We start from the raw sequence: 19,634 nt of genomic DNA on the forward strand, positions 1-19,634 counted from the left end.
GGAACGGCTGACAACTGCTATCGCAGCCCGCAAGCGGCTGTATCTCGCTTGCGGGAAAACAGGAGACTGGCTGGGGGTCAATTTTTAGGTTTGAAGGGGTCGTTATCCTCCTCGTCGTCCTCTTCAATTTCCTGCAGGCTGAGAGAAAAGCCGCTGCTGGGCTTCTTGGCCGCCAGTTCTTCGGGGCCGGCGTCCTCAACTTTTTCATCGCCCAGGCTGGTGGGAACTTCCACCCCGGCGTGCAGTTTGATGCGCAGACGCAGGTTGTTGGCGGAGTCGGCGTTTTTCAGGGCTTCCTCCACGCTGATTTTTTCCTGTTGCACCAGCTTGAACAGCGCTGCGTCAAAGGTTTGCATGCCTATGTTTTCCGACTTTTGCATGATCTCTTTGATGCCGTCGATATCGCCGCGCAGAATCAGTTCACTGACTGTGGGCGTACCCAGCAGAATCTCGATGGCGGCGGTGCGCTTGCCGTCAATCGTTGGCACCAGACGTTGAGAGACGAAGGCTCTTAGGTTCAGCGACAAGTCCATCAGCAACTGATTACGCCGCTCTTCCGGAAAGAAGTTGATGATGCGGTCCAGCGCCTGGTTGGAGTTGTTGGCGTGCAGGGTGGAAATACACAGGTGCCCGGTTTCCGCGAAAGCCAGCGCGTGCTCCATGGTTTCCCGGTCGCGGATCTCGCCGATCAGAATCACGTCCGGCGCCTGCCGCAGGGTGTTTTTCAGCGCGTTATGGTAGCTGCGCGTATCGACGCCCACTTCCCGCTGGTTGATGATGCTTTTCTTGTGCTTGTGAATGAACTCCACCGGGTCTTCGATAGTAATGATATGGCCGCCGCTATTGCTGTTGCGGTGATCGATCAGCGCCGCCAGAGAGGTGGACTTGCCGGAGCCGGTGGCGCCAACGAACAGAATCAGACCCCGTTTCGACATCAATACTTCTTTCAGGATAGGGGGCAGCCCCAGGCTGTCAGCGTTGGGAATATCGGTCACGATATTACGGGCGACGATGGAGACTTCATTGCGCTGTTTAAAGATGTTGACCCGGAAACGGCCAACCTGGGGAATGCTGTACGCCAGGTTCATTTCCAGCTCATGGGCGAACTGCTCACGCTGCTCTTCATCCATGATGGAGTTGGCGATTTCCATGATTCTGCCCGGCGGAATAGGGGTTTTATCGATGGGTTTCAATTTACCGTGAAACTTGGCGCAGGGCGGCGCGCCGGTGCTCAGGTAGAGGTCGGACCCGTCATTCTTGGCCAGAACGGTCAGATACTGGTTGAATTCCATGCAGAAGTCTCCCGAAGTGATGTCCGGTTGGTTTGGAGCATTGTCGACTTTTTGATTTTTTTCAAAGGGCGCGTCTTTAACAGATAGACGAAAATTATCCTTCCCGCCACCACAAAATGGCCTATTGAGCGGCGCTTGCCGCTATGTAAATCTACGGCCTGTTGCGGCTGAGCTTGCAATGATTTTTCGCAGACTGCAGAAACAGGGAGCGTAAAGTTAGAAAAGTTGGCTGTATGACATATAGTTTTTATAACGCATGATTTTCCCGGGGAAAGAAATCAACGGCTCATGCAGCTAATTCGCTACTCCATCAACTTCGTCCTGTTGCTTGCGCTGTATTACCTGGGTGGTCGCCTGGGGTTGCTGCTGGATGTGTATTACGGCGGCGTGACGCCATTGTGGCCGCCCTCAGGGCTGGCGCTGGCCATGATCTGGTTCAGCGGCTGGCGTTGGGCGCCGGTCATCATCGTGGGCGAATTGCTGTCGGCGATGACCTTGCATCAGTCGATTCTCAACGGCGTTATCGGCGGCATTGGCCAGCTCAGCGAAGTCGCCTGCGCGATGCTGATGATCCGTTACTTTGGCATTACCCCTTATCTCAGCAGCGTCGGCGACAGCCTGCGCTTCATCGGCCTGGCCGCCTTGCTGGCGCCGCTGTTCGGCGCGGGATTAGGCGTGGCGGGACAACTCTCCAGTGGACTGATCACTCCGGGACAGGCCGGAGCTACCTGGATGACCTGGTGGCTGGGCGACTCCATCGGCATCATGATTGTCACTCCGCTGATTCGATTCTGGTGGATAGAGCCGCCGTCCGGCTATCGTCTGGTGTTGCGCTGGCTGACTCAGACTTCCTGGGTGGCCATGTTCTTCACCGCCGCCTTTGTGATTACTCCCGACAAGGCGTGGACCCTGTTTTTTCTGTTGCTGCCTTATGTCGTCTATACCTCCATCACCTTGGGTAAGCAGGGCGCCAGCCTGAGTCTGGTCGCGCTGGCGGCGCTGGTGTTGGGCGAGGGTGCGCAAGGCGTCTCCAGCGACTTTATGATCAGTGTGAAAATGGCGTTCGTTGGAACCTGCACCTTGCTGGCTTATGTGGTGACCGCCAACTTTGAAACCAATCGCACCATCCGCAGCATGCTGGCCACCGAACGCAACCGGCTGCGGACCACGCTGATGTCGATCAGTGACGGCGTGATCAAAGTCGATGAACGCGCCCATGTAGTGTTTATGAATCCCATGGCGGAGCAGCTGACTGGATGGAGCGAACGCGCGGCCATGGAGAAGCCCTTTGTGGTGATCTGTCCTCTCAAAACGTTGAAAGCGCCTGGGCATCCTGCAAATCCGGTGGAGTTTTTCCTGGCGCAGACGCAACGCGATGCGCAGATAGAGAGTTATGCCTTTGAGTCCGCTGAAGATGGTTCCCGAACCCTGGAAACCCGCATTCGCCGGGTCGTCGGCGGTGGAGGACGGGGCGACCGACTCAGTAACGGCGCGGTGATCGTGTTGCGGGATATCAGCGATGAAGTGCGGTTGCGTCGGCAATTGGAGCATCAGGCGCTGCATGATCCGCTGACCGATCTACCCAACCGCCGCGCTTTGGACAATTATCTGCACCGGCTGTTAAGCGAGAACACCAACCATCTGGTGTCGGGCCTGCTCTATATCGATCTGGACCAATTCAAACTGATTAATGACACCTGCGGCCATGAGGTGGGCGATCTGTTGCTGAAAAAACTGTCGTCCCTGTTGCGCAAGAATACGCCGGAGCGCGGCATGCTGGCGCGCATCAGTGGCGATGAATTCGCGCTGGTGATTGAGGGCGTCACCGAAGCGCAAACGCTGGCGGTGGCGGAGCAGGTGCGACAGACCATTTCACACTGTCAGTTGGCCTACGAGGATCTGGTGTTTTCCGTGGGCGCCAGCATTGGCGTCACCTTTATCACGGACCAGGACAATAGCCGTCAGGCGGTGCTGTCCCGCGCCGATATCGCCTGTTATCAGGCCAAGGAAAGCGGGCGCGACCGAGTCAGAGTCTACCATGCCGGCGATACCGTCATGATGCGTTATCACGGCGAACTGGAGTGGTTGTCGCAGTTGAAAAACGCTATCCAGATGGGACAGTTCGAGCTGTACCAGCAGGGCATTTTCTGTGTGGATGAAAACGGCGATGCGGTGGACATGCCGGGATGTGAAGTGCTGATTCGCCTGCGGCGACAGGATGAGATGGTCAGTCCTGGCAGCTTCATTCCTGTGGCGGAGCGTTTTGGATTTATGCCCATCATCGACCGCTGGGTGACGGAAACCCTGTTCCGGCGCATGTCCAGTAGCGTGGGATTGGAGTTTATCTATAACGTTAATTTAAGTGGCGCCACATTTAACGATCATGGCTTCTTCAAAGAGGTGGAAGGCTGGGCGGAGAAGTATCGCATTGATCGCTCCCGTGTCTGCTTTGAAGTAACGGAGAGTGTGGCGCTCGCTGATATCGCCCAGACGCGGGAGATTATCCGCAGCATGGCGCAGAAGGGATATCGTTTCGCCTTGGATGATTTTGGCAGTGGTTCCGCCAGCTATGGTTATCTGAGCGAATTACCGGTGAATTACGTCAAGCTGGACGGTGGTTTCGTACGTCGGGTGCTGGAAGATCCGTCTGCGGAAATCGTGATTGAATCTCTGGTTAAAATCGCCCGCTTACGCAGCATGCATTGTATTGCAGAGTGTGTGGAAAGCCGGGATATCGCCTGCCGCATGGTGAAGTTGGGGATTCCGGTCTTGCAGGGCTTTTTCTATGACCGACCTCAACCCATGGGGCCGGTCACAAAAAGCGAGGAGAAGTGAAGGGCGTGGATCTTGGCGGCCAATGATGGCCGCCAGTTTCCGTCAATCAGCACTTAGAATGTTTCGCTGACTTCCGCAGAGTTATGCTCCATGATCTGGGGCGCGCCGTACACCGCCACCTGATCGTTCAGGTAAATCAACTCGACGCGACGGTTCTTCTCATGGTGAGAGGAGGTCAGCAACGGCTCGCGGCTTCCCCAGCCGAAAACTTCCACCTGCTCGGGGCGAGCGCCGTTGTTCAACAGGTAATCCGCTACACGCTGCGCACGCTCTGCAGACAGTCGCTCGTTGTAAGAGGCCTGGCCGGATGCGTCAGTATGTCCGTGTATTTGGATTTGGTAGTTAGGGTGCACGCTAAGAAAATCCGCATGCTGTTTCAGCGCCGACATATCTTCCTGGTTCAGATTGGATTTCTCCAATGGGTAGAAGATAACGCGGGGTTGAGGTGGTTCGACGCCTGCGAACTGGTTCGCGCCGCCATACTCTTTTTCCAGGGCTGCGGCTGTTGCGTCGTCAAGTACTAGAACAGTCATATCATTTCCCTCCGTGGTCGAGGCGCTTGTTACTTCGGTTGTTGTGCTGTCAGAAGTTGTTCCTGCAGCGTTTATTGTTTCAGCGGCGTTCGATGTCGTTATTTCTGGGTTGTCATCGGCCTGGGATAAACCGTAGCTATACAGCTCATCGGCTTCCGAAGTTGACACATCCCTATTATTGTCGGCGACTTCCACGTTATGGGCCGCTGACTTTACAGCAAAGTCTTCGGAAGGTGAAGACTCCGGCGTTAGATTTTGCGAGCTGCACGCTGCGATCATGGCCACGGAAAACAGAGTGGCGCTGATGCGGGTGAATTTATTTGGGTTCAGTACGGGGTGTTTCATGTCTCTGTCCTGTTCTGTTGTTGCCTTGTGATTGTCATTACAACAACGAAATCAGGCGCGACGATGGGGGCTCCCGGGGCAATGCGCTGACGAATCATGGCCAAATGTGGCGGAGGCCCTGATCAGGTGAGAAGGCGCTTAGCCTCCGCCTGTGCGCATAGCGGTATGAGCCAATTGAGCAATTGCAGCCGCAACCAGTGCGGGTCTTCCACCGGCAGATCGTGCCCGGCTGTAGGATGCGTGACGCAACGGGTTTGCCAGGCCTGCGCCATGGCGATAGAGCATTCCGGGTCCACCAGTTTGTCGCCAAGACTGCACAAAATCAGGCAGGGCCGGTTCGGCGCGAAATCAAACGGGCAACTAAAACGCGCCGCCGCCGCCAGCTGACGCAGAGCATTAACCGTGCGCACCGGGCGCTCACGGCTCCAACCGGTCCAGAGACGCAGGCGCTCACGGGTGCGCAATAAATGAGACAATGTGAGCTGCATAATAAGCTTTTCCCGACGGGCGGTGGTGACGCCGACGCCTTTCAGCACCTTGGGCCATACACGCAGCCGCAGGCGACTCCAGGGCGCGCCATAGGGACGCATGCTGGCGTTGATCAGCGCTAGTCCCGCGACGTCTTCAGGATGATCATAGGTCCATTGCGTGGCTAACATGCCGCCCATGGATAAACCCACCAGCACCAGAGGGCGCTGCGTTTGCCAGTGTTCTCGCAGTCCGGAGATCATACTGGCGATAGTGGCGGGGGTGGTTTCCTGGTTGCGAACGCCGTTGCCGGGGATATCCAGGGTGTGTACGCGAACGTCCAGCCCCTTTGCGTCCAGGGCCTCCTGCAATTGGGCGTCGAAGCCTTCCCAGTGGCGCCCGTCCCGCATCCATCCCCGCAGCAGGATCAAATCATATTGATCCCGCGCTGGAAACTCATGGGCCTGGTTCATAATCAGGACTCATACCACAGTGATAACGCCGCCAGTTCATAGTGCTTGCGCTGGCGTTTGTCCGGCAGCCAGTTGCCGTAAGAACGCACGGCGTTTTTCAGAAAGTCGATGAAGATAAGGTGGCGGCGCAGAACGCGGCGCAATCGATGGGGAAGCACGGGATGGAAGAAGCCCAGTAACTGGATAAGCTGGCGCGGATTCTTTTTGATCCAGAGCCAGGAGCCCATTTCCATGGTGATAGGCAGGAACAGGCGGTTGGCGGCTTTCGCCTCCATGTACAGGTAGTCCCATAAATCGCCATGGGAGGTGTAGACCCGGGACTGCGGTTCGAAGGTGTAGACATGGTTGGGATAGGTTTCGAACAGCAGGTTGCGCAGCGCGAAGATCTCCGGCAGGTGATAAATTGGCTCTTTACTGTAGGCGTAAGGAAACCAGATCTGATCGTTGAAACCGAAGCCGGAGTGACAGTCCAGCGCCATGCTGAACGGCGCCGGAAACAGGCGTTCCCGAATAAAATCACAGAGAGCCACTGCCTCTTTTTGCATTGGCTGTCCCTTCTGACCGCGATACCAGGGAATGCGAGTGGTCAGGCGGTGGCCGCCCAGCAGGGGCGGGACGCGGGCTTCGGCGTCCACTGGGGCGTTACGCATCAGGTCTATGCCATTGCCGTTGGCGCGGGTCTTGCGCATCATGCCGGCAGGGTTAAGGGCGGGAAGAAAATAAAGTTGCAGGTGGTTCAGCTCTTCCTTCAGTCCCTCATCCCAGATCAACTGCTTCAACAGGGACTCCATGAAGGCCAGGATAACCTGCGTGCCTATTTTTTCCAGACCGTGCACGCCGCCAGTGAGAGCCAGTGCTGGCTTGTCGGGGCCAGCGGAGCCGACTTTGATCAGGTACAGCGGCAGTCGGTAGCCGCGGAATTCAACGGTATCCAGAATTTCGTGCTGGACATTGCCGCCGCCGAGTTCAATTAACTGCTGGATTTTATTCAGTTCATTAACCGGAAAATGAATTTTCGGATACATAAAGCTGAGGGGTCCCATTCAGTCAGACGTCCGCCGAGCGTCGCAACGCTGTCGTCAGGTGGAGAGCGGCGTCGCATCCTTTCAATAAAGGGTAGAGCCTATGCTGTAATCATGAAAGTACTGTGACGTAATCGTCCGATAGAATGAAAATTGCGTTAAACCTTAGCCGCCGATCTGTAACTATGCTTATAATTCGGTAGTAAGTGTGTATGAGGTGTATAGAATGTTTCGTCGGACGTTATTGATTTTAGCGCTCAGCTTCGCCTGTCAGGCTAACGCGGACTCCCTGGCGCCGGAGCATGAAATGCGCAGATTGTTATTTGTCGCCGAAGAGAGCATCGAAGCGGAAAGGTTCGCCCAGGCGCAGGAGGCGCTGGATAAAGTTGCCGAGCTCAACATTACGCCAACGGTCCAATACTATTTCTACCGGGGACGGGTGGCGATGAAATCGGGCGAGTACGAGAAAGCGCGGGAAGCCTTTGTTCGTTACGTCAATCTCGCTGGCAGTGAAGGCGAGTACTACGAGGAGAGCCTGCGCTCCATCACGCGTCTGGATGACCAGCTCAAGCCGCCCAAGCAGACGGCGGAGTCCACCTCCATCGATTGGAGCAAAGTGGTGGAGAACGGCAGCGGCGAATACCTGCAGAAGCTGCGAGGACTATACCTGGCGGGATCGGATCAGAGCGCGTTGGTGCAACACATCAACAGCCTGTTGGCCGCCAATGTCTACATCCCCTCCCGCATACGCAAGCTGAATGAAGAAGAAGGCATCGTTTACCGCGTCAGCGTTAACTCACGGAACGAAATCGTCCTGCAGGAAACCAATTACCTGAGCGCGAACGTCAGCCACAATGTCTCCCGCTTTAAGGTGTTTGGCGTCGATCCCTATGTGCGCACCGGCTGCGATTTGAATCAGCGCGCCTGTTGGCTGTGGAATCCTGAAAATCAGGATGAAAAATGGCTGATGATCACGGAAAACAAAAGTGCGGTGGATGAGTTGAGTCGCGCTATGACGGAACTGATAAAACTGCTGCAAAGCTGATAATGGCGCGGTGCGGGGTTAACAGACGCCGCGCCGCATTTCTAACGGACTGGGTTGTTGGCTTTGATGGGTTGGACGGGCGTTGATTGGGCGACCATCGGCGCGCGCGACCACTTCACTTCTTCACTACAGGTTTCAGAATACGCGCATACCGAAGAGACGGCGCTGACCGGCGTCGCTTTTTCCAGGTTCGCCTGAGGCAGGCTGAAATCGTATCTCTTTTCCTTGGTCGGCGGCGTTCCTTGCAATTTGGACACGATGGCGCTCGTCAGTATGAAGCACAGACCGATCAGGGCCGCTTTGCAAAATGAAAATCGAATCATAAAAAGGGCTTTCTGGCGCTGACACTTTATGTATCTAAGCGCTGTTTACAGGAGAGTTACCTCAAGTATCTCCTAAAACGCCCAATGCGAAAGCGGGCTCCTGTGAAACACTGTCAAATGTACGCTGACGTCACTCCGCGTCAGGCAACTCGATCACGAATTCCGTCCCTTCACCCAGTGCGCTGTTTACTTGGATCGCGCCGCCGTGGCGGTCGATAACCAGTTTGACGAAGCGCAAGCCCAGGCCGCTGCCTTGTACGCCCTGCTGCTCTGAGGCATGGGTGCGGCGAAAACGTTCGAACAGGTAGGGGATTTCTGAGGCGGCGATGCCCGGTCCCTGATCGCGTAAGTGAATCAGGGTACTGGCGTCGGCTTTTTCCAGCTTCAACTCGATGCTGTGATTCTGCGGCGTGAATTTGACTGCGTTATGTAAGAGGTTGACCAAGGCTCGCTCCAACAGGTCCGCATTGGCTTTGATGGGCAATGAATCCTCTTCGCAGTACACCTGCACCGCAATGCCCCGGGTGAGGGCGCTGGGGGAGATGGAGTCCACCGCGTTATCCACGATATCCAACAGCTCGCAGTCGTAAAAGTGAATGTGGTCCGCCGCTTCCACCCGCGCCAGTTGCAGGAAGGCTTCCGCCATGCCCAGGCTCTTTTGCGTCAGTTCTCGGGCGGCGTCGATCTTGGACGCCAGTTTGGCGTCGGGCAGCGCCGCGCTGAGGGTGTCCAGCAATGCTAACTGCGAGGCCAGCGGCGCGCGCAGGTCGTGAGAAATGAAGTGAATGGTCTCCAGACGTTTTTGCTGGGCTTCGTGTATCGGTGTGATATCGGAGAAGTTGACGATAATGCCGTTGGCGTTCAAATGGGTGAAGCGCATAGGCGCCAGGGAGATCAGGACCGCGGTGTTGCGGGTGTGTAATTCCATGGACTGCGCTTCGCCCGCCACCAGCACTTTGCGCACTACGGAATCCCACAACGCCGGCGTGAACTTATTGGCGATAGGCATGCATTCGGCGATATAGGCGTTGGCGGTCGCGTTAGCGCTTAGCCAGCGGCTGGCGTGTTCGTTCAGATACAGAATACGGCCGACCTCATCGCCCACCAGCACGCCGTCGGGCATGTTGGCGATGGTTTCGGATACAAACTTGCGCATGTCGCGGATAGCGGCGATAGCGAAGCGCACCTGGGAGATACGGCGGTCAATAAGTTCGCTGGAAGGCTGACGGAGAGTGGTTTTCTGCATCAGCCGGGGATACAGGCGCTGCAGGTAGTCGGCGGTCTGCTGGAGCTGGTCAGGATGATCTTCGAAGCGCATGTATAACGCCATTTTGCCGACCGCGTCGGATACAGGCAGAAGGATCTCCATCATGCCCGCATCGGCGTTCAAATCGATACGCTTCTGTCCTCCTGGGGCGATTTCACGAAACTCCCACAGTGCAGGTTTAAGCAGGCGGGTGACTTGTTGCGCCCACTGTTGGGGTGAGTCATAGATGCCGCCCTGTTGCAGGCGCGGCTCCTCCTCCAGTCGCTTCAACTCCTGATTCAGAAACTGGTTGAGGCGACTCAGGCGTCGCCAGCTCCAGAAAGGGTAGGCGAATATCAGGGAGAGCACGACCGCCGCCGGCGGATACCATTGGTGGTCCACCCTCAGCAGCAAATAACTGAACACCAGCACTGACAGCGCCAAGGCGAGGGTCAATGGCAGATTTTTCTCTGGCGACACCCGCGGATACACCAGAGCGGCGATCAGCACCAGACTGAGTGACAGCAGATATTGCCAGGTGGGAGAAATCAGGCGGTGCATATTTTTGCGCACCAGTCCCTCGAATACGTTGGCGTGCACTTCCACCCCCGCCATGCTGGTGGAGGCGCCGGATACCGGCGTCGGCAGGAAGTCTCCCAGACCGGCGGCGGTGGCGCCGACAAATACGACCCGGTTCTGGAAATAGTCAGGAGGAAGCTCGCCATGCATAACCTCGCTGTAAGACAGCGTGGGGAAGCTGCCCGGCGGCCCGATGAAGGGGATCAGGCGATACTGCTCGCGGACATTGAAGGCGCCGCCGTTATCCAGCTCCTCTTTCTTCTGGTGTTCGTCGGGATACAGGTTCTGATATACCGAGAGCGCCAGACTCGGCCAATGACTGTCTCCCAGGCCCTGATACAGATATAACCCCCGCGCGATGCCGTCAGCGTCCAGTTCCATCTGGGCGTGTCCCAGGCCTTCTGCGGTGTCGATGAACTGCGCGATGGGCAGAATCTCGGTGAGGTGGCCGGTATTGCCGACATGATCGATATGCAGAGGCAGAAACACCTTGCCGGATTCCGCCATGGCTTGAGCGAAGTCCTTATCAGCCTCTGGAGAACTGCGTTCTGACAGCAGCAGGTCGAAGGCCACGGCGCGGGCGCCGGAATTGCGCAGGCGTTTGATCAGGGCGGCGTGGCGATCCCGCGACCAAGGCCAGCGGCCGTATTCCAACAGGCTCTTCTCATCGATGGCGACGATGACGCTGGTCGTGCTGGTGCTGACTGGGCGCACCTTGAGGCAGAAATCATAAAACAGGTAATCCAGTCGCTGCATCCAGCCGCTGGATATCAACAGGAAGCAGAGTCCCACCAGAATGGCGGCGAATAGATAGCGCTCGGTGACGGGGAAGCCGCGGCTATGGCGGACTTGGGAAGCGTTGTCCCGCTGGGGCGGCGGGTTGGGCTGCGCATCAGGTTTGCCTGGGATCATCCCATAAAGGCCCTTTTTGTTGTGAGCGAAACAGTGTTGTTAGTGAAATACTGCTGTGAGTGAACTAGCCCTGACGTTGCTTGCGCCCGATACGCCTTATGGGAATAACGGGTCTGGCGGAGTCTACGGCTCTATTCTGACCGCCTGGATCGCGCCGAAGTTCGACGAATAGAGTGGCCCTGCAACAGGTCTGATGCGAATCCAATATGTCTTTTCCGGAGTCAAACGGAGATTGGCGGAGGTTTTCTCCACTTGCTGCTCTTCAATGACCCGGCTGAAAAATTCGTCTTCCGCCAACTGAAGTATATACCGGTCTGCATTGGCCACGCTTTTCCAGAACACTTTCGCTTTTTCGTCAAAATAATTCACCGCAATGACGTGGGTGTCGTCAAGCTTTCCCAGAATGGTGAATCTCCGCGGCTCGCTATAGGAAAAATCGTCGCCGCCAGCCAATGTGGCGATACGCCAGAAATATTCGCCTGCATTCAGGTCGCGTTCGGCTTGGGCGCTGGAAATGGAAGAGAAGGGGGTGCGGGTGTAGAGGGCGGAGAACTGGGGATCGGCGGAGATTTCAAGGCTGGACATCTGGGTTGGCGTGTCCAGTCGCCAGCGGAAGACGGGGCGGGGCTCTCGCAGCAACGCCCCCGTCAGCGGGGTAATCAGCTGCGCCGGCTCCGCCTTTTGCTCCACCCTGAAGCGCACTTCCGTATCCACGCCCTCCAATCCTCCCAGGTCCACCGCCCGTAGCAGTAAACGGTAGTCGCCGTTACCCAGGTCAGGCAACTCAACCAGCGGGGCGTCAATCTGCTGGGAAAAAACCGGCAGCTCCTTCCCATCGCCTTTAAATACTTCGATCACGTACGCCGTCGCATTGGTCACCGGGGCCCAGCTCAAAGTCACCGGAGCGGCGTTATACACTGCCGAGGCGGAGACCTCCGGCGCTTCCGGCAATTGAATTTCAGAAAATACGGAACCGGAGCCAACCGTGGCGCCCTGGCCTTTATAGAGTTTGCGGGAGGCGGTGGCGTTGGAGACTTCAACCACGCCCTCGGTAACTTCCGCCACGGTGACGTCGGCGGTCGCCCGCAGTCGGAAAGCCGTACCGCGCACCGCCGCCACGGCGGAGGGCGTGGAGACTTCGTAACGTGAAGCGGGGCCTCTGCGCGGCGTCACCTTCTGCTGCATTTTGCCGCGCAGCAGACGCAACCGCGTATCCACCATGCCGGTATCGCCGTAGTGGGTCAGTGTATTGAAGATCACGATGGATTGACGGGAGACTGTCAATTCGCTGCCATCTGCGAATCCAACCAGCGCGGAGCCCTCATCGGTTTTGATCTCATCGCCGATTTCGAGTTTGGCTTCCTGCGTCGCCAGTACGTAATGAGAGGAATGCGCTTTACGCAGCCACACTTTGCCGCGCAGATTGAGGAAAGAGGCGGATTGTGGATAGTGGCGCAGCCAGGCGACAGGAATTCTTAACTGCGTGCCAGGCGTCAGCGACCAGGCGTCGTTGAGGCTGTTATAGCGCATGAGCGCGTCCCAGCCGCGATTGGGCGCCAGGAAGCGCTCACCGATGCTTTGCAGGCTGTCGTTGGGCCGGGTGGTGTAGGTCCACTCCATCTTGTCGGGTTCTTGGGCGAACCCGGCGCAGGAGAACCAACACAGGAACCAGAACCACAACAGGTGGCGTTTGCTCTGTTTCAATCAGACTCCCAATATTCACAGTGTCGTCAATCGTTGGCCGCAATACCCGGACAATGCTGGCCTATTCCACTTCTTCCAGCCGATAACCGTGCTGGTAGATGGTCTTAATGCGAAATCCGTTTTCCGGTTTGATTCCCAGTTTTCGCCGCAGACGGCTCATGTGAGTGTCCACGGTGCGGGTATTGATGTCGCTGCTGACGCCCCAGACCCGTTCCAGCAGGTACTTGCGCGACAGCAGGCGGCCTTTGTTTTCGAACAGAAACGTCGTCAGGTCGAAGTCTTTGTCCGTCAACGTCAGCGGCTCGCCGTTCAGTTGAATGGTCCGTTTCTTGTGGTTGATGCTGAAAGCGCCATAGCTGGCTTCTTCGGCATCCGTCTCCTCCGTGCGGTTTCTCCGACTCAGCGCTTTTAGCCGGGCGATGAGTTCGCCGGGCCGCGCCGGCTTCACCATGTAATCGTCGGCGCCGGCCTCCAGCGCCTCAATAATGTCTTCTTCCGCTTCGCGCTGAGTCAGGAACAGCACCGGTATCGGCCATTCCTGCTGCTGCCGCACCTTGCGGAGGATATCGATGCCGTCCATATCCGGCAGTTGCCAGTCCATGATGAGCAAATCGAAGCTGTCATGGGTGACGGCGAATAAAAAATCTTTCCCCGTATTGTAGTGGCGGCATTGAAAATCTGAGTTCCGCAGATTTAGCAATAGCTGGTCCGCCAGATTCTGGTCGTCTTCTAGAAGTCCGATTTTCATAGTCTGCGTTCGTCTAACTGTTTGATGTATATCTAAGTTTGGCAGTAAACCGCCAATCTCGCTAACTTTTGCCGAAAAATGTGCGGACGGGGTTGAACCGCACCTGATTCAGCGACTTTTTCGACAGACAGCAAACCTTGCGAAAAGCCGGACTAGGGCAAGGTCTACTTCAACTTAAATGATTTTTGTGAGCAATTTAAAAATGTAACAACAAGCTACTTTTTGCATCGCACGGGGCCTTTCAACGCATTCTGGCGGCTCAAATTTCACTTCGATAATGCGTGTTCGCAAACATCTGTTGGACTTAGCCATGGTCCTGGCGGCGGGGTTGGTTATATGATGGCGCTGCGGCTCTCCCGAAACTCCCGCCAAGGCGTGGGCCAATCAACGGGATGAGCGCAGCGCTCCGCGCCGGAGCGGTGTCAGGCGTTCAAGCAGGAAATGGAACCGTCCAAATGCGAGGGGCTGTGGTCGCAGGGATCGGGAGTCAGGATCTTATGCGGGTAAGCGAAGCGTGCAGTGCTCCCTTCGCGACGCCCTGATAAAGGGATGGACGGCGAATATAAGGAAATAGCGGCGATCGCAATGATCGCTGTGGAGAAGGAAAATGAAATTAATAAGGACTTTTAAGCGAGAAACAGGATGTAAACTTCATTTAGGTGTGGCCCTTTTTGCGCTGTTGACGGCCTTTGCTCTTCCAACTCTGGCGGAGATCAATTTTTACCCGCCTGTAAATCTGTCCTACTCAGAAGGTCTGAGTTTTAACCCCAGTCTGGTGACTCAAGGCGATAATCTCTTTGTGACCTGGGACGATAACAGTTCCGGTGTGAAGGAAGTGATGTTCGCGCGCTCTCGTGATAAAGGCGAAAACTACACGCAGGCGAAGCAGCTGTCGTCGCCTTCAGGGCAGTCCAGCGCGCCGGATGTGGCGGTGGACTCCCGTGGTCGCGTGCATGTGGTGTGGCAGGATACCTTGTACGGCGCCTCTACGATCCTTTACGTGCGTTCGGAAGACGGCGGCAAGACCTTTACTCCGGCTGTCAGCCTGTCTGGGGATGACAGCGCGTCCGTGCGAGCGGATATTCTGGTGGACTCGGCGAACGTGATCTACGTGGCCTGGACCGACACCGGTACGGAAGAAGTGATATTGACCCAGAGCGTGGACGGCGGCGACAGCTTTCAACAGGTCGCCAAAATCAAAGCCAACTTTGTCTCCAGCGTGCGCATGGCGGCGGGCGGAGATCGGCGTATTCACGTGGCCTGGACCAATGCGCAGAATGTCTATCACATGTATTCCAGGAACGGCGGGCGCAGTTTCTCTCAGCCGGTGAGCATTTCCGCTAGCAGTGCGGTGTCGTCTTCTGTATCGCTGGCGGCGGACGCGGGCAGCAATGTCTACATCGGCTGGAGCGAGCAGATCAACGATGAGGCGGAGATCTATGTGGCGCGCTCCGAAGACGGCGGACAGCACTTTGCGCCGCCCGGCAACATCAGCCGCAACCCGGGGGCCTCGATCGGTCCGGACTTGACCACAGATGCGGAGGGCGTGCTGTATGTCGTTTGGCAGGATACGACGCCTGGCAATTACGAAGCGATGTTCGCGTATTCCTCCGACAGAGCGCTGACCTTCTCGTCGGCCGCCAACATCTCTCCCAGCGAACTGGGGTCTCTGGTGACCAAGGTGGCGGTCAATGAGTCCGGCGGCATATTCGTCGCCTGGGACGATAATCGCAGTGGCAATTTTGAGATTATCGTGGCGCGAGGGATGCAGGGCTTGGCGGCGATCAAGAACGCCACCGCCAAGCCCTCTCCCTTCAGTCCGAACGGGGACGGAGCCAACGATACGTTGAGGGTGCGCGCTGATTTCACCGCCCCGCTGCAATGGGAAGCCTCCGTTCTCACGTCTGAGAATGAACCTGTGAACGTGTTTCGCGGTAATGGGGAACTTTTCGATTTAACTTGGGATGGGCTCGACCATAATGGCGCAGTAACCCCGGACGGCTCCTATCGTTTCCTGATTACAGGCGTGGACGTGGATGGCGTGGCGGCGGCGCCGGCGGAAGTGTATTTCAGCGTGAATACCGTATCGGATTCGGAACCCCCGCAGCTGTTGAGCTACGAGTCCAACTATGCGGAGTTTGGCCCGGACGGCGACGGACGACGCGATAGCGTCGCGCTAAAAGCGAGCTTCAATAAAAGTCTCGATTGGACGCTCAGTTATCAAAACCGGGATGGCGTGGAGCTGTTCAGCCAACAAGGCAGCGGCGTTTCCTTGGACAAGCAGTGGGACGGCCGTGATTTTAGTGGAATCACCGTTGCGGATGACCGTTATGTGATTGCGCTGTCGGCCACAGACACCCAGGGAATCAGTGTGGGCGGCGAATTGCGGGTGATTGTGGACACGGTGGCCCCGCAATGGGCCAATATCAGTGTGACGCCGGAGGTGATCACTCCCAACGGCGATCAATCCAATGATAAGGCGCGGCTGGAGTTCGACCTCAATGAAGGCGCTTTGACGACGGTGTACGTCTATGAGGCGCGGGGTGGTTCTCTGGTGCGGGAGTTGTATCGGGAGCCGTTGATTGGCGAGCCTCATGTTGTGATTGACTGGGATGGACGCTCCGGCACTGGGAGCGTCGTAGCGCCGGGAAAGTATATCTTTAAGGTATGGATGCGGGATTACGCGGCCAATCGCGCGGAGCCCTATCCGGTCGTGGCGGGGGTCACAGTGAGATAAGCGCTGGCCGCTCCGCTCGTCGAATGCGGCGGAGTGGTTTATAGTGTAGTCATTATCTACGCCGCGGCGAGGCCCGTCGCGGCGGCTTGCTGTCTAATCCTATCTGCTGAATAAAATATGAAAATCCAAATCTCTGTTGAGAATAAATTAAAAGAGGCTTTCACTCCGACGCACCTGGAGGTGATCAATGAAAGCCATATGCACAGCGTCCCTCCCAATTCAGAAACCCACTTCAAAGTGGTGTTGGTGACGCCGCAGTTTACGGACATGCGTTCCGTACAACGGCACCAGAAGGTGTATGCGGTGCTGGGAGAGTTGATGCAACAGGGCATTCACGCGCTGGCGTTGCACACCTTCACCCCGCAGGAATGGCTGGAAAAAGGCCAGGCCCCGGACTCGCCCAACTGTATGGGCGGCAGCAAAAAAGCTAAAACGGAGTAGGGCGGTCAATGAGCCAGTTTTTCCAGATTCACCAAGATAACCCACAGTCCCGTCTGGTTCGTCAGGCGGTGGAAATTATCCACAACGGCGGCGTTATCGTTTACCCCACGGATTCCGGCTATGCGCTTGGGTGCGCCATCGGCGATAAAAGCGCCGCCGACCGCATCAAGAGCATTCGTCGCCTGGACGATAAGCATAACTTTACCCTGGTGTGCCGGGATTTGAGCGACATCTCCACTTACGCCAAGGTGGATAACAGCACCTATCGCCTACTGAAAAATCACACTCCCGGCGCTTATACTTTCATTTTGCCGGCGACCTCGGAAGTGCCGCGCAGGTTGCTGCATCCGAAGCGGCGGCAGATCGGCATCAGGGTGCCTGATAACCGCATTGCGCAGGCGCTGCTTGAGGAGCTGGGCGAGCCGCTGATGAGTTCTACGCTGATTATGCCTGGCGAAGAAATGCCGATGACCGATCCTTATGAGATCCGCCAGATGCTGGAGCATGCGGTGGATTTGATCATCGACGGCGGTTTCTGCGGTATGGAGCCCACTTCGGTGGTCGACCTGACCGACGATGCGCCGGTAATCCTAAGGGAAGGCGCGGGCGATATCTCCGGCTTCTGAATGAGTGCGCCGCCGGAATCCCGGCGGCGCTTCGCATCAACTGATCGAGATAGAGAAGGCGGCGCCGGAATTTGCAGTCATTTCCGCTGCGGCGGACCCCATCTTGTGAAAGCGCTGCACGATGTCCTGCAGGGAATTGTTCTGCGGATTGGAGGAAAGCAGCGAACTGAACAGCGAATTGTCGCCGCCGTAGGCATTCTGCAGACGCATGACGTTCTGAACGTAGTCCAGTGCGGGCTTCTGATTGCTCAGACGCACGAACGTTTGCTTGATATCCGGGTTGCGGTTGATATCCGCTTCTATCTTCTGCTTGGCTTCGGTCGGAATGGCGCCTGAAATTTCCAGCGCGCCGGTCTCATTGCGACCCAGGCGAACCTGTCCGCGCACGCTGGTGACGCCATACTCGGCAAGCTTTTGCCTGAGCGTCTGCTGTACAAAGGCAGTATCTTGCCCGACGCCTTGTTGAAACTCTTTGATCATGACCCGGGGACGGGAGCTTTGTTCCTGCTGCTGACCCGACAGGGTGACGGTTCCTGGCTCGGGAAGATTGTCCATGGCCGCGTCGGCCTTTGTCTGCTGGGCGGCGGTGGGCTGTTTCAGGCCTTCGTACGCCTGATTTCCGTATTCAAATAAAGTGCGAATTAAACCCATGACGGCTACCTTGTTATCTCTGAGTGCGTTGTTTCCGACATTGGAAAGCACGTATTCCTGACATATTCAGAACTTATTCAAATGCTGTGCCAGCATTGCTCCGGGAATCCAACATGACGAACGGAGCGCTATTGGCTAACATGGGCGCCTGATTGACGACTCAGAGTAGTTAAATGGCTGACACCTTTTATTGGTACGATTTCGAGACCTGGGGCGCAGATCCCCGCAGAGACAGACCTTCTCAGTTTGCGGGCGTGCGCACGGACTTGGATCTCAACCCCATCGAAGAGCCGCTGGTGATGTATTGCAAGCCGGCGGAAGACGTATTGCCGCAACCGGAAGCCTGTCTGATTACCGGCATCACGCCGCAGAAGGCGCTGTCCGAGGGCGTGAGCGAAGCGGAGTTTATCCGTCTGATCCACGAGCAGTTTTCGCGCCCTGGAACCTGTGTGGTTGGCTACAACAGCATCCGCTTCGACGATGAAGTCACCCGCAATACGCTATATCGCAACTTCTACGATCCATATAGCCGGGAGTGGCGAAACGGCAATTCCCGTTGGGACGTTATCGACATGGTGCGGCTTACCTACGCCATGCGGCCCGAGGGCATAAACTGGCCCATGAACGCGGAAGGCGTCCCCAGTTTTCGCCTGGAAGAACTCACCAAGGCCAATGGCGTGACGCATGAAGCGGCGCATGACGCCATGTCTGACGTGTACGCCACCATTGCCGTAGCGCGCCTGATCAAAACGGCGCAACCCAAGCTATATGACTACGTGCTTGGCCATCGCAATAAGAAAGTTCTGGAAGGGCTGGTGGATATCGAACGCATGAAACCCCTGTTTCATGTGTCCTCCAAATTCCCGGCGGCAATGGGCTGTTGCGCCATGGTGGCGCCGATAGCGCGTCATCCAACGAATCCTAACGGTGTGATCGTCTATGATCTGCGCGCTGATCCTTCCACCTGGACGCACCTGCCGGTAGAGAAGATTCGAGAGCGTATCTTCACTTCAAATGAAGACCTCCCTGAAGGCGCGGAACGTATCCCGCTGAAAGTCGTGCATCTGAATAAATGCCCGATTCTGGTGGAGAGTAAAATTCTCAAAACCATGGACCCGGAAAGATTGCGCGGTTTCCAGCTGGATGGCGACAAGTTGAGATCGCACCTGCAGGCGTTGCGTCAGGTAGCGAATATTCAGCAACGGGTGGCGGAAGTGTTCAACGAGCCCATGGACGACAGCGAGACCGATCCGGACCTGATGCTCTACAGCGGCGGCTTTTTCAGCAACAACGACCGGGAGCTGATGACTTTTATTCACGAGCAGTCACCGGAAGTGCTGGGGGAGCTGGAGCTGCCCTTTGAAGATCCACGGCTGCAGGAGATGCTGTTCCGTTATCGGGCGAGAAACTTTCCTGGCACGTTGAATGAAGAAGAAATGGAGAAGTGGGAGCGCTATCGTTATCACCGTTTGGCGGGGGAATCCAGCGGAGCCTCAATCGGCTTTCAGGCGTATTTCAAAAAGTTGGAGCAGCTCGCCGCTAACCCGGATATCACGCCGTTTCACTTATCCATTCTTCAGGATCTGCACTTATACGGCGAGTCCATTATTCCCATGGACTTCTGATCTCTGACGGCGCCATAGCGTCTAACTCA

General features: G+C 56.5%; 15 protein-coding genes. 6 read left to right on the top strand and 9 right to left on the bottom strand.

The genetic code is table 11. The features are described 5' to 3' along the window. Window positions 1–77: 77 nt before the first annotated feature. The gene (locus ONV78_RS12080) at window positions 78–1,292 is read right to left on the bottom strand and encodes a PilT/PilU family type 4a pilus ATPase (protein WP_216734831.1); all 1,215 of its coding nucleotides are present in this window, start codon (window positions 1,290–1,292) and stop codon (window positions 78–80) included. Between the two features lie 288 nt (window positions 1,293–1,580). Here ONV78_RS12080 and ONV78_RS12085 point away from each other — a divergent pair, with 288 nt between their 5' ends. Then, window positions 1,581–4,127, top strand: coding sequence for an EAL domain-containing protein (locus ONV78_RS12085; RefSeq protein ID WP_279503368.1), 2,547 nt, complete (start codon window positions 1,581–1,583; stop codon window positions 4,125–4,127). 53 nt (window positions 4,128–4,180) lie between these two features. Here ONV78_RS12085 and ONV78_RS12090 read toward each other — a convergent pair whose 3' ends face one another. From ONV78_RS12090 to ONV78_RS12100, 3 genes are all read right to left on the bottom strand, one after another. Continuing rightward, window positions 4,181–5,005, bottom strand: a complete 825-nt coding sequence (locus ONV78_RS12090; RefSeq protein WP_216734829.1) for an OmpA family protein — start codon at window positions 5,003–5,005, stop codon at window positions 4,181–4,183. 122 nt (window positions 5,006–5,127) lie between these two features. After that, entirely contained in the window at window positions 5,128–5,946 is an 819-nt protein-coding gene (locus tag ONV78_RS12095; RefSeq protein ID WP_279503372.1) for an alpha/beta hydrolase, read from the bottom strand. Window positions 5,947–5,948: 2 nt separating this feature from the next. Then, a complete protein-coding gene (locus tag ONV78_RS12100) occupies window positions 5,949–6,971 on the bottom strand; it encodes a M14 family zinc carboxypeptidase (protein WP_279503373.1) in 1,023 nt (340 codons plus the stop codon). Window positions 6,972–7,194: 223 nt separating this feature from the next. Between ONV78_RS12100 and ONV78_RS12105 the strand changes: the two genes are divergently transcribed. Further along, entirely contained in the window at window positions 7,195–8,013 is an 819-nt protein-coding gene (locus ONV78_RS12105) for a tetratricopeptide repeat protein (protein ID WP_216734826.1), read from the top strand. A gap of 41 nt (window positions 8,014–8,054) precedes the next feature. Here ONV78_RS12105 and ONV78_RS12110 read toward each other — a convergent pair whose 3' ends face one another. From ONV78_RS12110 to ONV78_RS12125, 4 genes are all read right to left on the bottom strand, one after another. Then, on the bottom strand, window positions 8,055–8,270 hold the full coding sequence (locus ONV78_RS12110; protein WP_279503375.1) for a hypothetical protein: 216 nt from the start codon (window positions 8,268–8,270) through the stop codon (window positions 8,055–8,057). 196 nt (window positions 8,271–8,466) lie between these two features. After that, window positions 8,467–11,073: a CHASE2 domain-containing protein gene (locus ONV78_RS12115; RefSeq protein ID WP_279503376.1), complete on the bottom strand. Its 2,607-nt coding sequence runs from the start codon at window positions 11,071–11,073 to the stop codon at window positions 8,467–8,469. Between the two features lie 123 nt (window positions 11,074–11,196). Continuing rightward, complete coding sequence (locus tag ONV78_RS12120; protein ID WP_279503377.1) at window positions 11,197–12,777, bottom strand: FecR domain-containing protein; 1,581 nt, start codon at window positions 12,775–12,777, stop codon at window positions 11,197–11,199. 61 nt (window positions 12,778–12,838) lie between these two features. Continuing rightward, window positions 12,839–13,525 carry a response regulator transcription factor gene (locus ONV78_RS12125; RefSeq protein WP_279503379.1) on the bottom strand — a complete coding sequence of 229 codons (687 nt, stop codon included), beginning with the start codon at window positions 13,523–13,525 and terminating at the stop codon, window positions 12,839–12,841. A gap of 607 nt (window positions 13,526–14,132) precedes the next feature. On the opposite strand from ONV78_RS12125, the gene ONV78_RS12130 reads away from it, so the two are divergent. The 3 genes from ONV78_RS12130 to ONV78_RS12140 all read left to right on the top strand — a co-directional run bounded on the left by ONV78_RS12130 (window position 14,133) and on the right by ONV78_RS12140 (window position 17,329). After that, a complete protein-coding gene (locus tag ONV78_RS12130; protein WP_279503381.1) occupies window positions 14,133–16,262 on the top strand; it encodes a hypothetical protein in 2,130 nt (709 codons plus the stop codon). A 117-nt stretch (window positions 16,263–16,379) separates the two neighbouring features. Next, window positions 16,380–16,703 (top strand): BolA/IbaG family iron-sulfur metabolism protein, encoded by a 324-nt coding sequence (locus ONV78_RS12135; RefSeq protein ID WP_011398756.1) that lies wholly within the window; start codon window positions 16,380–16,382, stop codon window positions 16,701–16,703. 8 nt (window positions 16,704–16,711) lie between these two features. Continuing rightward, a complete protein-coding gene (locus ONV78_RS12140; RefSeq protein ID WP_279503385.1) occupies window positions 16,712–17,329 on the top strand; it encodes an L-threonylcarbamoyladenylate synthase in 618 nt (205 codons plus the stop codon). A gap of 36 nt (window positions 17,330–17,365) precedes the next feature. Here the strand turns inward: ONV78_RS12140 and ONV78_RS12145 are convergent, their stop codons facing one another. Next, window positions 17,366–17,980 (bottom strand): hypothetical protein, encoded by a 615-nt coding sequence (locus ONV78_RS12145; RefSeq protein WP_216737305.1) that lies wholly within the window; start codon window positions 17,978–17,980, stop codon window positions 17,366–17,368. A gap of 173 nt (window positions 17,981–18,153) precedes the next feature. Here ONV78_RS12145 and sbcB point away from each other — a divergent pair, with 173 nt between their 5' ends. Continuing rightward, entirely contained in the window at window positions 18,154–19,605 is a 1,452-nt protein-coding gene (gene sbcB, locus ONV78_RS12150; RefSeq protein ID WP_279503386.1) for an exodeoxyribonuclease I, read from the top strand. Window positions 19,606–19,634 lie beyond the last annotated feature (29 nt).

This window comes from Hahella sp. CR1, from assembly GCF_029813005.1.
Lineage (GTDB): Bacteria > Pseudomonadota > Gammaproteobacteria > Pseudomonadales > Oleiphilaceae > Hahella.

Excerpts from the sequence above, each read along its gene's own strand:
- ONV78_RS12080 (WP_216734831.1), bottom strand. The coding sequence starts at position 1,292 with ATGGAATTCAACCAGTATCTGACCGTTCTGGCCAAGAATGACGGGTCC.
- ONV78_RS12085 (WP_279503368.1), top strand. The coding sequence starts at position 1,581 with ATGCAGCTAATTCGCTACTCCATCAACTTCGTCCTGTTGCTTGCGCTG.
- ONV78_RS12090 (WP_216734829.1), bottom strand. The coding sequence starts at position 5,005 with ATGAAACACCCCGTACTGAACCCAAATAAATTCACCCGCATCAGCGCC.
- ONV78_RS12095 (WP_279503372.1), bottom strand. The coding sequence starts at position 5,946 with ATGAACCAGGCCCATGAGTTTCCAGCGCGGGATCAATATGATTTGATC.
- ONV78_RS12100 (WP_279503373.1), bottom strand. The coding sequence starts at position 6,971 with ATGTATCCGAAAATTCATTTTCCGGTTAATGAACTGAATAAAATCCAG.
- ONV78_RS12105 (WP_216734826.1), top strand. The coding sequence starts at position 7,195 with ATGTTTCGTCGGACGTTATTGATTTTAGCGCTCAGCTTCGCCTGTCAG.
- ONV78_RS12115 (WP_279503376.1), bottom strand. The coding sequence starts at position 11,073 with ATGATCCCAGGCAAACCTGATGCGCAGCCCAACCCGCCGCCCCAGCGG.
- ONV78_RS12125 (WP_279503379.1), bottom strand. The coding sequence starts at position 13,525 with ATGAAAATCGGACTTCTAGAAGACGACCAGAATCTGGCGGACCAGCTA.
- ONV78_RS12130 (WP_279503381.1), top strand. The coding sequence starts at position 14,133 with ATGAAATTAATAAGGACTTTTAAGCGAGAAACAGGATGTAAACTTCAT.
- ONV78_RS12135 (WP_011398756.1), top strand. The coding sequence starts at position 16,380 with ATGAAAATCCAAATCTCTGTTGAGAATAAATTAAAAGAGGCTTTCACT.
- ONV78_RS12140 (WP_279503385.1), top strand. The coding sequence starts at position 16,712 with ATGAGCCAGTTTTTCCAGATTCACCAAGATAACCCACAGTCCCGTCTG.
- ONV78_RS12145 (WP_216737305.1), bottom strand. The coding sequence starts at position 17,980 with ATGGGTTTAATTCGCACTTTATTTGAATACGGAAATCAGGCGTACGAA.
- sbcB (WP_279503386.1), top strand. The coding sequence starts at position 18,154 with ATGGCTGACACCTTTTATTGGTACGATTTCGAGACCTGGGGCGCAGAT.